Raw genomic sequence first — 13,862 nt, forward strand, 5'->3', positions numbered from 1 at the left:
ATGAGCATGAGAGCGCGATAGAAATTCTGCATGTCCTACGTTCCTTTTTTAATGGGTTAGCTGTGTCACGTATACAGTTAGAGTAGAAAGTTGGGTGTGCCCGTGTCAATAAACCTTCTTTTTCAGTCGTATTTTTATGGGGATGTTGTTTGGCGAGGCAATCGGTTGATCAAGCCGTGTTATAAGGGGTGGTGTTGACGCACCTCTTTTTTGCTGTAGGCTGGTTAATAGATGGTAAAAGGGCTCTTTCAAGGGCGCTTCAGGTTCAGCCCTGTCCGCCACAGCCCAAATTCCGGCGTAGCTAGCCAAGCCTGATGGCCTGGACTAGCGTAGAGGGATAAAGATCTTTTCAGATTTAGAGCCTGTCCACCATAGTTAGCCAGGCCGAAAATAGTGATCTTTAAGATCACCAGGCATGGATTAGCGAAGGAGGATTATATCGAACAATCAGGGGTCGAGGTTATAAGTCCCCCAAATAACACAAAAAACAGATCACCTATGAGTAGGCACAGGGTGCCGGGCTCCATGAGCTACGGCACCATACTATGCTTATCCGGGTCTGGTGATCTTAAAAGATCACTATTTTAGACTCGGCTGTTCGCTCATCCTGAGTGATTCTCGTAGAGAATTGTATCGAAGTACGTATGGCGAAGCCCGTCATAGCTCGAAGAGCGACGAGGGGCAGGCCACCTAGATAAATTTTTAATTTGAAATGTTTTATTTTAAAAAAATACAATAATATCTCATTGACATTATTATTATTGTGAGTAGGATTGATATTAGTACCACTATAAACGTGGTGCGAAATGGAAGTTTTTTTTAAACAACCCCTTTTTATGGAGGATACTTATGAAGGGTACATTCAAAAAAGCGTTTTCACTGGCGCTCTTAATTTCAGTGGTTCCAGCGTTCTCAATGGAAGTAATTACAGAAATAGTTCCTAACGGTTCTTTAGCATTAGCTAAGGCTACTGTGCAAACAATTCCTGGCAAACTCCCTGCTTACGCACAAACACCTGCTTTCAGAAGCATGACGAGCAGATTTCTTGATTTTGGTAAGAGACAAGCAAACGCAGCATGGCAATTAGCTAAAGAGAACCCATATGCAACGGCTGGTATAGTTGCCGGTACAACTGCTGTTGGTACTATTGCGTACAATCGCGAAGCTATAGCAAACAAAGTAAAAGCGAATCCAAAAATAACTATAGGAACGCTTGGTCTTACCGCTATAGTTGGTGCTGCTGCATACAACAAGCCTGAAGCTAGAACTGCTGTTTTGGCAGGATTTAATTCTGCAAAAGATGCTGTTGTATCTGGTAAAGCAAAAGAAGCTGTTGTGTCTGGCGCTGTTAGAGCAAAAGACGCTACAATCTTTGCTGCTGGCAAAGCAAAAGACGCTACAGTGTTTGCTGCTGGTAAAGCAAAAGATGCAGGCATGTTTGTTGCGGATAAAGTTGCAACTAACAGCAGATATCTTTTTGATGCAGTTAAAGCCAATCCTAAGAAGTCTGGCGTGATTGCAGCGGCAACAGTTGCTACTTTAGGTGTTACCTATGGTATTTACAAATATATGACTCGTCCAGTAGCTGTTAAAGCTACTCCAGTTGTTGCTAGTCTTACTGGTAAAGCAGTAATGGCTTCATTTGTTTTATCAACTCCAGTTGTTGCCGCAACTCCAGAAGCTACCTTGATTGCTCGAGCGCAAGCTATGGTTAACGATGCTCGAGTTCAAGCATTAACCGTTAAATTCGTTAATAGCGAAAACGGGCAAAAGAATACAGCTGTTGAAACATTGAATATTCGCATTGCTAAATTGCAAAATTCAATCACTCCAGTTGATATCCAACAAAGATCTAAAGCATTGACATCAGTTATTGCTTTAGTTAACGAGCAATTGTCAAAAACACAAGCAGCTCAGTAAGCATTATTGCTTAAACAACGGTCACATTCGATAAGCTAGAGCTTTGTGGTGGATGCGTTTTAACCAACGCATCCACCTCTCATTACATAATTGGAGGATTATTATGAAAAAGTTTTTAAACACAGTATTATCACTGGTTCTTTTGACATCATTCGCTCAGTCTGGTGCGATGGGAACAAAACAAGAGTTGCAAGATTTGCTTATGCAAACAAGGCTGCTTGGATTGTTGGAACAAAAAAATAAAACACACAAAGCTTTTTCAGCTGCGTGTTCATCGGGCCTTAAGTTTTTAGGCACAGGTGCTTCTTACCTTGGACGCAGTGCTTTGCATAATCCATCTAAAGCTATTGCAGCAGCAGCTGGTATTGCTGTTAGTGGTTATGTTTTGCATCGTTTGATGAAAAAATCTGACACACAAATTTTGGATTTAATAGCACAAGAAGCTGGCAAGATTCACGGACAAGTAGTTACGGGACAAATTCCTACTCAATCTTTGGGTGAGCGTTTTGCGTATGAACTTAAGCATGAATTGCAAGCAGTGAAATCGTTACCGTCTGCTCCCGGTCAGGTTAGCATGCAAAAATTTAGTGAGCTTGAAACTAAGATTACAAATGTTGGTGCAGCAGTTGCCGATTACAAAGCTAATCCAAACAATTCTTCTAAGAAATGGGTTGCCATTGCAAGCATTTCGACGTTGTGTGATTGCATTGCAACATTAAAAAATGAACTCAATCCACCAAGCTTCTTCAGCAGAAATTTTTGTAAGTTTGCTGTGGCAACAACAGCCGCTGTGGCGGGTTTTGCGGGCTATGTAGTCAAATATGGTCTACCATCATGGTTCAGCAAGAAGTAATCAATCGGAAAAAGTGGAGAGTATGTATATGAAGAATAGAATATCAAAAATAGTATTGATAGTGTTAATGAGTGCATCGATTGTAGCTCCGGCTGATGCTTGTTGCTTGTGTAAGAATGTACAAAAAATAGCTACTAAGCATCCGTTTATTACTGGCATAGTTACGGCGGCAGGTGCTGCATGCGTGTATTCATGGCTTGCAAAAAAATATGCTGCATATCAAGCGCGCAATGAGGCAAGATTCAGAGAAGAGATGCAGAAAATGCTTGATGATTATTCTGAAAAAAACAGAAACAGAAATGTTATGAGTTTAACTGAATCAGTGAAGCGTCTTATGTATAATGCAGAGCAACAGAAGACAATGCGTGATGCAGAGCAAGCTCGACAACAAGAATCTGAGCGACAGATTATTGAGTGCATGAAAAAAATGCGTGAAGACGATGCGCGCAGAAAAGAATTTATGGAAGAGCGCATGCGCAAAGCTAAAGCTGAGCAAGAACGTTTGCAGGAAGCTGAACGCAAACGACAAGAAGCTGAGCAAGAACGTTTGCTCGAAGATGAGCGCAAGCAACAAGAAGATAAGCAGCGGATTATTGAAGCAAAGAAAAAAGAGCAAAAAAAGAAAGCGCGCAGAAATAAAATTTTATTGAAACAGATGAGTGAAGCTGCTCTTGCAAAACGTCAAGAAAGAAACGCAGCCGGCTTTATGGATGCTATAGGTGAAGTTTCTGAGCATTCTGACATTGAATAGAGAAGTTTGTTTGTGAGATTTTTAAAATAAGAGGATGGTTAAAAAATTTATAAATTTGATTTAGATTATAGGGAGGATGCATCTGCATCCTCTTTTTTTTTGATTAGCGTAGTTATTTGATAAGTGCTTTCAATTTTTGCAAAGCAGCAACGCGATCTTTGTGTCCAAAAATTGCATTGGCAATTGCTATATCTTGCACGCCATGATCAACGAGCATGGTGATATTTTCTTTATTAATGCCGCCATCCATTCCGATGGTAAATGGCAGGTCGTGTGCTTGCCGATAGGCCACAAGTTTATCAACTTTATCCACCGCGGCTAGTATAAATTGCTGTCCAGAGAACCCAGGTTCCACCGACATTACTAAAACTTGATCTATGACATTCAAGAATGGAAAAATTGTCTCTACGTTGGTTTTTGGCGATAGTGCAATGCTTGCCCGCCATTTTTTTTCATGAATGCGATTAATTAAGCTCATTGCATCTTTAATTGTTTCTATGTGAAAACTCACTATGCTACCGGCTGGTAGGTTGAGTTCTTCAAGCCATGTCCCAGGATTTTCAACCATCAAGTGAACCCAGAGTGGTCGACATGTGGCTGCGGCTATTGCATGCATAAATGCTACCCCCCAGGTCAGGTTTGGGACAAAATGGTGGTCCATAATGTCCAAATGGTAGCCGTCGCAGTAGGGGTCGAGGGTTTTTATTTCGTTTTGTAAGTTAAGTAAATCGGCCGAAATTAATGAAGGAAAAATGAGTGCCATGGCGTGTAAAACTCCTGTTTTTTTATGTGATTTTAGGCATTTGTGGTATACTAACATGTATGGGAATTTTAGGTAAACCATTTCTATTTTTTAGGGGTTATTATATGAAAAAATATGGTTCAGCTGCTTTTTTGGCGCTGTTATTGATGGCTAGTGCTCAAGTTCAGGCGGTTAGCTTTAAAGAACTGGGATTTGAGACAGCAAAGCAGTTGGCTCAGTTTAGCTTTGAATGTGGTAAGTTATCGGTCAAAGCTGGCTTAGAGCCTGAGCAAACAGGCCGCATGGTCGCTTTTGGTGGCATTGGAGCATCAGCCATAGGCGGCGGCTTAGTTGGCCTAGCTGGCTATAAATTGTATCGCTTGGCAAAGTGGCTTTGTGTGGCAACGCATAAAAGAGTGACGGGTCAAGAATATGAAGTGAAGCACGAAGCAAGTGCGCAACCATTGTGTGTTGTTTCAGCAGCGGCGCTTGCTGGATTAGCCGCGACGGCGTATGTTTTGGCTATGCCAGCACAGTAACATTGAAATAGGTTTTTTTAGTTAATTATTGTATATGAATAGGAATGATATGACAGTAGAACAAGGCGTAAAAAAAGTAGGCATGATCATCTTAATGGAACAAGATCTAGCCAAAGCAGTTGAATTTTATCAAGGTCTAGGCTTCAGACTTAAGTTTCATTTAAAAGAAAAATGGGCTGAATTTGAATTGGGTGACGTTAAGCTTGGCTTATGTCCAACCAGTGAAGATCTTGGCTTAATCCGTACAGGAATTGTCTTAGAAGTGGAAGATCTTAAGGGTATGTATTTAGCTCGTAAAGATGATATTCACTTTTTTGGCGAACCACAAGAAGCGGTACACGGGATTATGGTTAGTTTTAAAGATCCAAGCGGCAACGTATTGGACCTCTACCAGCCAACTCCTGAAAAAGTTAAAGATTTGGTGGGTCAAACTGTTCAAAAAGATGAAGATGGTTGCTGTGGTTCGGAAGAGTCCTGCTGCTAATCATTTTGCGATGGTCTATTAAGAATAAAAAACATCGATATCTGAGTCCTTCTTCGAAGATATCGTTATTGAGTTTTTAAGATTTCATTCTAAACTAATTTTAAGTGAAGAAGTGAAAAGTGTGGTTTTAAAGAGTAAAAAATAGTGTTAATTTTTATAGGAGGAAGCAAGCATGTTTGAAAAATTCCGCCCCTTGGGCGACCGTGTTTTAGTGGCACGTGTAGAAGATCAGGAAAAAACTGCCGGTGGCATTTATATTCCTGATGCAGCTCGTGAAAAAGCACAAACAGGTAAGGTCATTGCTGTGGGAACCGGTCGTATTGACACAACGGGTAAAGTTACTCCATTGCATGTTGCAGTTGGTGACCTTGTCTATTTTGGTAAATATTCTGGTACCGAAGCTGGCAAAGACTACCTGATTGTTCGTGAAGATGAAATTTTAGGCATTATTGAAAAATAACAATAAGGAGTTTTTAGTATGTCATCAAAAAAAATAACTTTTGGCGTTGATGCACGTGAAAAGATCCGTAAAGGGATTGATACACTTGCTGATGCGGTTAAAGTAACCCTCGGGCCCAAAGGTCGCAACGTAATTTTTGAACGTTCATTTGGTTCTCCAGTCATCACCAAAGATGGTGTCAGTGTTGCTAAAGAAATCGAACTTAAAGATAAGTTAGAAAACATGGGCGCACAAATGGTGCGTGAAGTTGCAAGCAAAACAGCTGACATAGCAGGTGACGGTACAACAACCGCAACCGTGCTTGCGCAAGCGATATTCCGTGAAGGTAACAAATTTGTTACTGCCGGTGCAAACCCAATGGAACTTAAACGCGGTATTGATAAAGCAGTTCTTGCTGTCGTAAAACACATCAAAGAAAATGCAAAACCAATCAGCGATAAAAAAGAAATCGAACAAATTGCTACTATTTCTGCTAACTCAGACGAAGTTGTTGGACAGCAAATTGCTGTTGCAATGGAACGTGTGGGACGCGATGGTGTGATCACCGTTGAAGAAGCAAAAGGTATGCAAGATGAATTAGATGTTGTTGAAGGCATGCAATTTGATCGTGGTTATCTATCACCATACTTTGTCACCAACACCGAAAAAATGGAAGCTACTTTTGATAGCCCTTTCATCTTGATCTACGAAAAAAAGATCAGCAGCATGAAGAGCTTGCTTCCGACGCTTGAGTTTGTTGCAAAAGCTGGTCGTTCATTAGTAATTATTGCTGAAGATGTTGAAGGCGAAGCGCTTGCAACATTGGTAGTCAACAAATTGCGTGGCACCATTAATGTTGCAGCAGTTAAAGCTCCTGGCTTTGGCGATCGTCGTAAAGCTATGCTTGAAGACATTGCAGTGTTAACTGGTGGCAAATTAGTGTCTGATGATCTTGGGTTGAAGCTTGAAAGCGTCACCTCATACGATCTTGGTACCGCTAAAAAAGTAGTTATCACAAAAGATAATTGCACTATCATTGAAGGCCAAGGATTAGTCGAATCAATCAAAGGCCGTGTTCTACAAATTAGAGCACAAATTGATAACACTGAATCTGATTACGATAAAGAAAAAATGCTCGAACGTTTAGCTAAATTAGCTGGCGGCGTTGCAGTAATCAAAGTAGGTGCAGCAACTGAAACCGAAATGAAAGAAAAGAAAGACCGTATCGAAGATGCGCTCCACGCGACTCGTGCAGCAATCGAAGAAGGTATTGTCGCTGGTGGTGGTGTTGCATTAATTCGCGCACAATCAGCAGTAGATGCATTGACACTTGAAGGTGATGAAAAGCTTGGCGCACACATTGTTCGTCGTTCATTAGAAGAACCTTTACGTATCATTGTAAGCAATGCTGGTTTTGAAGCTTCTGTTGTTACCAACAAAGTTAAAGAATCAACAGGTTCTATGGGCTTTGATGCAAAGAAGGGCGTATACGTTGATATGATCGCTGCTGGTATTATTGATCCTGCAAAAGTGACTCGCTCTGCGATTCAATATGCGGCATCAATTGCTGGCTTGCTCTTGACAACCGAAGCGACGATTTGCGAACTTCCTGAAGAGAAAAAGGAAGCTCCTGCAAGTCATCCTCACGGCGGCATGGGCGGCATGTATTAATTTAAATCACTACGTGATTACATTAGAATTAAGATAATAAAAAGAGCCTCGCATTTTTTTAATGCGGGGCTCTTTTTATTCCTAAAATATCTACAAGAGATTTCTAACTTTTATTGTACGGTTTCTTCTTTGGTCGTTGTTTTTGTATAACCATCGCGACCAGATTTTTTAACTTTTTTAGTTTTATATTTTTTACCTTTGTTCACTCGTTCTGTTTTTTTAGTTGTTTTGGTGACTCCACCATCGGTTGATTTTCTTTCAGAACGACTATAATAATCATCACCTCGTAACTTACTTGCCGTATCTGATGCAAAATTGGATACGTCTTCCGCTGCGTTCTCTAGTGCTTGTCCAGCGCTGTGCGCAGTGTCTTCTGCCCATTCACCGACGGTTCTGTCAGCTTTAAGATTGGTATTTAATAGACCACACGTAAGGGTCGCCAATAAGGTGAAACCAATTATTTTTTTGTTCATCATGAGTTAGTCTCCTTTTTTTTAGGGTTATATTTTATCTAATCTCTTCCGACCATCTCAGTTCCTCGACCAGCTGACTGTGAGGTTAATCCGTACGAATTTCTTTCAGTATCAGGACTGACGACATTGGCTCTACTTGTTGGAGCTGATTTTCTAGTTCGTCTTTTTTTTATTTTTGTTTTTTTTCTATCAGTGTCAGTATTACGATCGAATCCATTATATTGATCTTTGCTATATGCATTGTTATTTTTTGCAGCCTCAAGAGTATTATTTAAAAATACTACGGTAATAATAGTAGCTAGTGCTAAGGTAATAAATTTTTTAGTTTTCATGGGAAGTGCCTCCTGGAATCATATTACTCAGAGAGACCTACGGGCGCAGGTCTCTCTGAATATATAAGCTCTCTTGTTATTTTGATGTTCTTGTTTTTATGGTAGTTCTTTCAGATCGACGACCGTCATCTGATCTCTTTTCTGTTCTTGTCGTCTCTGTTGTTCTTTCTGTCGGTCTTTCTCTTCTATGATTTTCTCTTACGTATTCATATCTAACTGGTCTATCGTCATAGTAACGGCGACCATCATAGAAATAATAGTCATCAAATTCAGGGTCATAGTAATAATCGTCATAATAGTAGCCATCGCCTAGTGCTGCAGCGGTAGTAATCGCCGCACCCGTTAATAGTCCGCCGATTATGCCACCTGCGCGGCCGTGAGCTTCAAGTCCATTATTTGAAAGAACACATAAAAGTGTTATTAAAAAAGTGAAACTAATTGTTTTTTTGTTCATCATGAGTGATTCTCCTGTTTTTTAAGGTTTCGGTAGTATTAAACAAGACCTGCAGTGTGTGCAGGTCTTGTTTAATACATTTACTATTTTTTATTTCGATGATTATATTCTTATGATTGGCTTTCATCAATCTCATCAGAATAATTTACATATTCATCAGAATCATCTGCATATCGACGACCCGTTACTATATTGCCTTCTGCAACATCTCGTACAGCACCACCGGCCACATCAGTAGCACCTTCTACAGTGTTTGCTGCGACTTCAGCTGTGTCTACCACGACGTTGCCAATTAATCCTCGATTTTCTCCGTCTCGATCGCGGCCAAACCACGCTTCAAGATTACTGCTAGAAAGAGTACACAAAAGTGTAACGAAAAAGGTTAAACCAATTATTTTTTTGTTCTTCATAAGAAGTCTCCTGTTTTTATAAGGGTTATTATTGTTCTTGCAGGGTCAGTTGTTCTTTGCATGCCTTAACTTTAAAGACAGCAATGGATTCATAGCTTTTCCCTGTACAATACTCATGATAACACATATAAAATTCAAATTGCAATAGTTTTTTTAATATGATTAGGGATATATCTAAGGACCCTTCGACAAGGCTCCCTCCTACGCTAAGGCTTCGGCGGACAGGCAGGGAAGACGGCCCTACTTCGCTTTTTAAGCTTCGAAGGGCAGGCAGGGGTGAAATCTATAGTTTTTTTGAATGTTTTTTGAAAAATTGAGTAATTTTTTCTTTGGTAATCTTTGAATCGGCAATCTTCATTGTCATATCATAGAGTTCATCAAATGGAGCATCTATGATTATTCCATTAAGTTCAAGAAAAGTAAGTGCTGTGAGTAATCCTATACGTTTATTGCCATCTATGAAAGGATGATTCTTGATAAGATGATAACAATATGCTGTGGCCATTTCAAAAATATCTTTATATGCATATTCGCTAAAGATTGTTATTTGGGGTTGTGCAAGGGCTGAATCTAAAAGTTTTGAATCACGTAAGCCATGAATGCCACCAAATTCATCAATGACTTGGCAATGAAGCCTTAAAACAGCTTTATGTTCAAGAAATTTTACAGCGTTCATGGTTTAGCAAGCTTTTTAAATACAGAAGCGTACTTTTTCATGATTTTTTTTGCTACTTCGTCGATTTTTTCATCTTTTGATTTTGTTTTTTTTTCAGGTTTTTCGATAGGTTTTATTATGAGAGTGCCGTTTTTAATGGAAAGTTCTAATTCGGTTTTTTGATTAATTTTTAATTTTTTTAACAGTGATTGATCTATAATCAATGCTAAATTGTCGCCATGTTTAGTAAGTGTTTTTGTCATGATAGATGTTCCTTCTATTAATTATCATGCGTACTAGCATACAGCAATTTTTAACGTAAAATAATATAGTCAATTACATTGATCCGCCGAACTTAATCCATCCACCCCAGGTGCTGAGTGCACCATTCTTTTGTGGAAATTCTACAAACCATCCGGCAGCAAGAAGCGCATCGTAATTGCAGCCAAAGCCTTGCAGGGTGAATGATCCATAAGCTTTGTGGTTCAATACGCTGAAACCTGATGCAGAATAAAAATCAAAATCGCACAATGTCACTGGTGTAAACACAGCATCATCAGGTGCTTGTCGAGCAATAGTACTGAGGTTGGCAGTTTTATTGATAGCAGATCCTGCAATACCAAAATCAGCTTCAAATGATTCTGCATTATCAAAAATGAGTTCTTCTTGTCCATGCCCCCAAATGCCGTAACCTATCTCTGCTTCAAGCCATTGGTTAACCGAAAGTCGGAATCCTGCTGCAAAATCTATCATGTTAAATGGTTTGACGCGCACTTTGCGTGTCATAACGTTAACACCAGGCACATTTTGTTCATTTGGGCATCGTGTATTAAATTGTACAAATCTACTGAGCAGTTTTTCTTCGCGTTTGGTTGGTGTGCAACAATCGTCTCCTTGTTCTCGGCCTATAAGTCCCATGGTTCTGCATTGGTCATCGCGCACCAAAAACACATCATCAAGATGGGTGAAAAAGCAGAATGCAAAACGTTCGATATCTCTGTTGAGTAAAATATTAAAACCAACACCAGCGTTAATACCAACATGGCCATTATACCCCGTGACAGCATCAAATAAATACTCAGCGTTTTGTTTTCTACCCGTCGGAAATATAATGCTTGAGTAATAATAAATTTGATGACCATTAACTTCCGAGCGATATGTTTTGCCCATGCGCAAGATTATTGCAGCTAATTCAAAGCGTGAGCGGCAGTTTACGATTTTGCCAAATTTCCAAGCAGGTTGTTTAAAAGCTTCAACAATATCGTGTGGTGCATCGGGATTAGTGCTCGTTCCAAGCTGGACATCGTATTGGCAGAGGTTCATACGGTTTCTGACAAACACGAGTGGAAGTTGTATATCAATCCATGAATCTTGAAAGAATGAAATGTCGGTAAAATTTTTAAGGTCTTGATTATACTCGGGCATAATTGCCCATTGCAATTGAGAAGGGCTTACGGTGAATCTGCCACTGAAATTAGAAGGTAGTCCTAACCATTCTGCACGAATGTCGCGGCACTCAGCGCCGGTGTCTATTGCATCACCAGCAACAAGAAGTTGCGTTTTGAAATCAGTCAAAAAATATTCTGTTACGCGATGGTCGCCACGTGAATGTTGATAGGCGCCAGTGATTTGTATGCTGCTGAGACTTTTGCCATTCTTGTTATTATAAAAGTTATGCCAACCAGCTTGCTCGGTGACGACATTGGCAAATATGGGACGATTTGCCATAAACGATCGTCCGGTTACTTTTTGAAACGATCTTGGTATGAGTTCTTCTTGGAACGATTCATAGCGGGCAGATAATGTGCCTGCAACGATCAACAGAGGTATAATCAGTAATAAAAATTTTTTCATGCGCTACATCCTTAATTTACATCTCTTAATTTGCTCTTTAGCTTAGGATAGCTTTTCCATAAACTCAAGCGATTTTCTTTTTCAAAATGGAAGTGTAAAGACATTTGACCTTGTATCTTGAAAAATAAATTCACTACAAAGTTTCGTAATCATTTCGCAATGGTTTCGTAATCATTTCGCAATGGTTTCATAATCCTAGTCACTATCAGACAGCGCCCAAATAGTAGATTTGGTTTTACCTATAGACTTGATTAAGCCCATCTTCTTAAGCTTTGCAAGTTCCAGCTGTGTTGTCCTATCTGTTAAGGCTATACTCATTCTTTTCATGATCTGAGGCATTTTAAGCGGCCCTTGCTGTAAAGCTTCGATGATCTCTTTTTGTCGATCAGTCAGTTTATCAAGATCAGTGCTTTGTTTATAAATAATAGTAGGCATTGGTTCTTTGAGGGGCAATGTTACCGAAAAACTACCGCCAATTTCTTCATAAATGGGCAATGGGTTGCCAGCGTTTTTTGAATCTTCGATCATATCAAGCGTTCCTCTTCCCCATCTTTCAATCTTACCGCACGCAAAAAGCACACTTGAAATAAGAGGGTTACGTTGAATTGATGGGTGCTCCTTGGAAAGCTTACTTAACTCTACACCCCTGGGCAAAGCACCAACATTAGTAATATTCACACGATCATCATATACCGCAACGGATATGTTTCCTCCTGCATTGCTGTTGTCTCGATGTGCTAACGCATTGATGAGAGCCTCGCGCAAAACAGAATAAGGAATTGCGGGGGTTTCAACACGCGACGATTTGCCTGGTTCTATTCGAGCCGCAACAGGCAGACAAAAGACCAAAAAGTCCATTGCTTTGTCATACAAATCAAAAATATTTGCTCGGTACTTCTTGTTATTCAGGAACTCGCTTTTGGTTGTTCCTTTGAATCTGGCCAACTGAATGGATGATTGCATAAATTGCTTGTCTTCATCTTTGCAAAATAATATGACCGCGGCATTGGTAAGCTTATCTCCTACCATTAAATTTAATTTTTTGAGTATATTTGGAGTAGTTGCTGATAAAGCTGCTTCAGGCAGCCTTTGCTCAAACACAGCCATGCGAACAACCTCTTTGATTCTGCCATGGTCCAGATCTTTAATTGTGCATGTGTTATGAGCTAATCTCTCCCATAATCCCGGATTGTTTCTATTGTATAAGTAGTTTTGCTCGTCCCTGGGCATATACATTGTAGTTGATTGATTACGCATATATGGACGGCCATCATATGTATACGGTGCCCTATCATCGGGATTTACAAGCAATACAATCACGTGACGATCATCGACTACACATACATATTTGACATCAATTTTTGCATGAGGCTCTATCTTATTTATTTCAGTAGCTACAGTTTTGCGTGTTGAATCGGCAACATCTTGACCTATAATTTTGCCGTCGTCTTTAACACCAATAAGAACCGTACCGCCTTTATCGCTATTCAAAAAGGCACATACTGTTTTCATGCCTTCTTTTATTCCCGCTATTGAAGACTTAAATTCTAATGTTTCAGATTCACCGCGCTTTACAAGCGCTTTTAACTGCGCGATTTTCATAAAAAACCCTAACCATATTGTTTTTTGCTCTATTATTACTTGATCAACCATAGCTGATCATAATCAGAATGCAAACAAATAGTTGAGTGATTTTTTTCTAAAGGTTCCACAGCTGTGGCACTCATTGACGATCTGCCTTTGCTCACCAAGAGACCCGATTACGAGCCTCTTGGTGATGATTTTATTTCAAAAACTTACGACAGCCTTTTGACCATGATTGATGCAACGGCAATATTGGTGCCTCCAGTTGCTAAAGGTGTTTGGCCACCGGTGAAAGTAAGAGTGCTGCCTGCAGTTGCGGAAAATATAACCCTGGCTGGCAGAGAACCATATAAAGTATACGTAGATGTTATGCTATCATGATACGTTATTTGCATAAAAGAGTAAGCAATTGCGGTGCCATTAAGATAGAGCGTATATGTTTCGTTTGGCCAAGTTGCTACATTAGCCGTCCATGATGGCGTCATGGTAAAATATGCTATATAAACACCGGTTTCGTTAATAGTGATTGTGCCGCTCGATAGTGAAAATCCGGAAGTAATAATGGGGTTTTGATTGAAAAGCGTTCCATTGTCGCTGTAAGCATAAATGAACTGAGATAACCCACTGATACCGGTAGCACCTGTTGCACCAGTTATGACAACACCTGTTGCACCCGTGCTGCCGGTAGCGCCTGTAGCGCC

17 protein-coding genes are annotated in these 13,862 nt (G+C 40.0%); 7 read left to right on the forward strand and 10 right to left on the reverse strand.

The features are described from left to right. Positions 1-849: 849 nt before the first annotated feature. From NTX86_03895 to NTX86_03905, 3 genes are all read left to right on the forward strand, one after another. Positions 850-1,920, forward strand: a complete 1,071-nt coding sequence (locus tag NTX86_03895) for a hypothetical protein (GenBank protein ID MCX5922444.1) — start codon at positions 850-852, stop codon at positions 1,918-1,920. Between the two features lie 103 nt (positions 1,921-2,023). Continuing rightward, on the forward strand, positions 2,024-2,773 hold the full coding sequence (locus tag NTX86_03900; protein MCX5922445.1) for a hypothetical protein: 750 nt from the start codon (positions 2,024-2,026) through the stop codon (positions 2,771-2,773). Between the two features lie 28 nt (positions 2,774-2,801). Next, positions 2,802-3,524, forward strand: a complete 723-nt coding sequence (locus tag NTX86_03905) for a hypothetical protein (protein ID MCX5922446.1) — start codon at positions 2,802-2,804, stop codon at positions 3,522-3,524. 112 nt (positions 3,525-3,636) lie between these two features. Here NTX86_03905 and NTX86_03910 read toward each other — a convergent pair whose 3' ends face one another. Continuing rightward, a complete protein-coding gene (locus tag NTX86_03910; GenBank protein ID MCX5922447.1) occupies positions 3,637-4,287 on the reverse strand; it encodes a ribulose-phosphate 3-epimerase in 651 nt (216 codons plus the stop codon). Positions 4,288-4,391: 104 nt separating this feature from the next. On the opposite strand from NTX86_03910, the gene NTX86_03915 reads away from it, so the two are divergent. The 4 genes from NTX86_03915 (at position 4,392) to groL (ending at position 7,399) form a co-directional block, all read left to right on the forward strand. Further along, entirely contained in the window at positions 4,392-4,805 is a 414-nt protein-coding gene (locus NTX86_03915) for a hypothetical protein (protein MCX5922448.1), read from the forward strand. A 49-nt stretch (positions 4,806-4,854) separates the two neighbouring features. Then, a complete protein-coding gene (locus NTX86_03920; GenBank protein ID MCX5922449.1) occupies positions 4,855-5,289 on the forward strand; it encodes a hypothetical protein in 435 nt (144 codons plus the stop codon). A gap of 172 nt (positions 5,290-5,461) precedes the next feature. Continuing rightward, the gene (locus NTX86_03925) at positions 5,462-5,749 is read left to right on the forward strand and encodes a co-chaperone GroES (GenBank protein MCX5922450.1); all 288 of its coding nucleotides are present in this window, start codon (positions 5,462-5,464) and stop codon (positions 5,747-5,749) included. Positions 5,750-5,767: 18 nt separating this feature from the next. Continuing rightward, positions 5,768-7,399, forward strand: coding sequence for a chaperonin GroEL (gene groL / locus NTX86_03930; GenBank protein ID MCX5922451.1), 1,632 nt, complete (start codon positions 5,768-5,770; stop codon positions 7,397-7,399). 110 nt (positions 7,400-7,509) lie between these two features. On the opposite strand, the gene NTX86_03935 is transcribed toward groL, so the two are convergent. From NTX86_03935 to NTX86_03975, 9 genes are all read right to left on the reverse strand, one after another. Next, the gene (locus NTX86_03935) at positions 7,510-7,875 is read right to left on the reverse strand and encodes a hypothetical protein (GenBank protein MCX5922452.1); all 366 of its coding nucleotides are present in this window, start codon (positions 7,873-7,875) and stop codon (positions 7,510-7,512) included. 35 nt (positions 7,876-7,910) lie between these two features. Next, positions 7,911-8,204, reverse strand: a complete 294-nt coding sequence (locus NTX86_03940; protein MCX5922453.1) for a hypothetical protein — start codon at positions 8,202-8,204, stop codon at positions 7,911-7,913. Positions 8,205-8,280: 76 nt separating this feature from the next. Next, entirely contained in the window at positions 8,281-8,661 is a 381-nt protein-coding gene (locus NTX86_03945; GenBank protein ID MCX5922454.1) for a hypothetical protein, read from the reverse strand. A gap of 107 nt (positions 8,662-8,768) precedes the next feature. Next, entirely contained in the window at positions 8,769-9,068 is a 300-nt protein-coding gene (locus NTX86_03950) for a hypothetical protein (GenBank protein ID MCX5922455.1), read from the reverse strand. 283 nt (positions 9,069-9,351) lie between these two features. Beyond that, on the reverse strand, positions 9,352-9,744 hold the full coding sequence (locus NTX86_03955; protein ID MCX5922456.1) for a type II toxin-antitoxin system death-on-curing family toxin: 393 nt from the start codon (positions 9,742-9,744) through the stop codon (positions 9,352-9,354). Continuing rightward, entirely contained in the window at positions 9,741-9,986 is a 246-nt protein-coding gene (locus tag NTX86_03960) for a hypothetical protein (protein ID MCX5922457.1), read from the reverse strand. The genes NTX86_03955 and NTX86_03960 overlap by 4 nt, the downstream gene beginning before the upstream one ends. A gap of 73 nt (positions 9,987-10,059) precedes the next feature. Continuing rightward, positions 10,060-11,577 (reverse strand): hypothetical protein, encoded by a 1,518-nt coding sequence (locus NTX86_03965; protein ID MCX5922458.1) that lies wholly within the window; start codon positions 11,575-11,577, stop codon positions 10,060-10,062. A 195-nt stretch (positions 11,578-11,772) separates the two neighbouring features. After that, positions 11,773-13,179, reverse strand: coding sequence for a putative DNA binding domain-containing protein (locus NTX86_03970; protein ID MCX5922459.1), 1,407 nt, complete (start codon positions 13,177-13,179; stop codon positions 11,773-11,775). A 194-nt stretch (positions 13,180-13,373) separates the two neighbouring features. Beyond that, a partial coding sequence (locus NTX86_03975; protein ID MCX5922460.1) for a hypothetical protein occupies positions 13,374-13,862 on the reverse strand: 489 nt, incomplete at its 5' end.

It is taken from the genome of Candidatus Dependentiae bacterium (genome assembly GCA_026389015.1).
Lineage (GTDB): Bacteria > Babelota > Babeliae > Babelales > Vermiphilaceae > JAPLIR01.

Excerpts from the sequence above, each read along its gene's own strand:
- NTX86_03895 (MCX5922444.1), top strand. The coding sequence starts at position 850 with ATGAAGGGTACATTCAAAAAAGCGTTTTCACTGGCGCTCTTAATTTCA.
- NTX86_03900 (MCX5922445.1), top strand. The coding sequence starts at position 2,024 with ATGAAAAAGTTTTTAAACACAGTATTATCACTGGTTCTTTTGACATCA.
- NTX86_03905 (MCX5922446.1), top strand. The coding sequence starts at position 2,802 with ATGAAGAATAGAATATCAAAAATAGTATTGATAGTGTTAATGAGTGCA.
- NTX86_03910 (MCX5922447.1), bottom strand. The coding sequence starts at position 4,287 with ATGGCACTCATTTTTCCTTCATTAATTTCGGCCGATTTACTTAACTTA.
- NTX86_03915 (MCX5922448.1), top strand. The coding sequence starts at position 4,392 with ATGAAAAAATATGGTTCAGCTGCTTTTTTGGCGCTGTTATTGATGGCT.
- NTX86_03920 (MCX5922449.1), top strand. The coding sequence starts at position 4,855 with ATGACAGTAGAACAAGGCGTAAAAAAAGTAGGCATGATCATCTTAATG.
- NTX86_03925 (MCX5922450.1), top strand. The coding sequence starts at position 5,462 with ATGTTTGAAAAATTCCGCCCCTTGGGCGACCGTGTTTTAGTGGCACGT.
- groL (MCX5922451.1), top strand. The coding sequence starts at position 5,768 with ATGTCATCAAAAAAAATAACTTTTGGCGTTGATGCACGTGAAAAGATC.
- NTX86_03935 (MCX5922452.1), bottom strand. The coding sequence starts at position 7,875 with ATGATGAACAAAAAAATAATTGGTTTCACCTTATTGGCGACCCTTACG.
- NTX86_03940 (MCX5922453.1), bottom strand. The coding sequence starts at position 8,204 with ATGAAAACTAAAAAATTTATTACCTTAGCACTAGCTACTATTATTACC.
- NTX86_03945 (MCX5922454.1), bottom strand. The coding sequence starts at position 8,661 with ATGATGAACAAAAAAACAATTAGTTTCACTTTTTTAATAACACTTTTA.
- NTX86_03950 (MCX5922455.1), bottom strand. The coding sequence starts at position 9,068 with ATGAAGAACAAAAAAATAATTGGTTTAACCTTTTTCGTTACACTTTTG.
- NTX86_03955 (MCX5922456.1), bottom strand. The coding sequence starts at position 9,744 with ATGAACGCTGTAAAATTTCTTGAACATAAAGCTGTTTTAAGGCTTCAT.
- NTX86_03960 (MCX5922457.1), bottom strand. The coding sequence starts at position 9,986 with ATGACAAAAACACTTACTAAACATGGCGACAATTTAGCATTGATTATA.
- NTX86_03965 (MCX5922458.1), bottom strand. The coding sequence starts at position 11,577 with ATGAAAAAATTTTTATTACTGATTATACCTCTGTTGATCGTTGCAGGC.
- NTX86_03970 (MCX5922459.1), bottom strand. The coding sequence starts at position 13,179 with ATGAAAATCGCGCAGTTAAAAGCGCTTGTAAAGCGCGGTGAATCTGAA.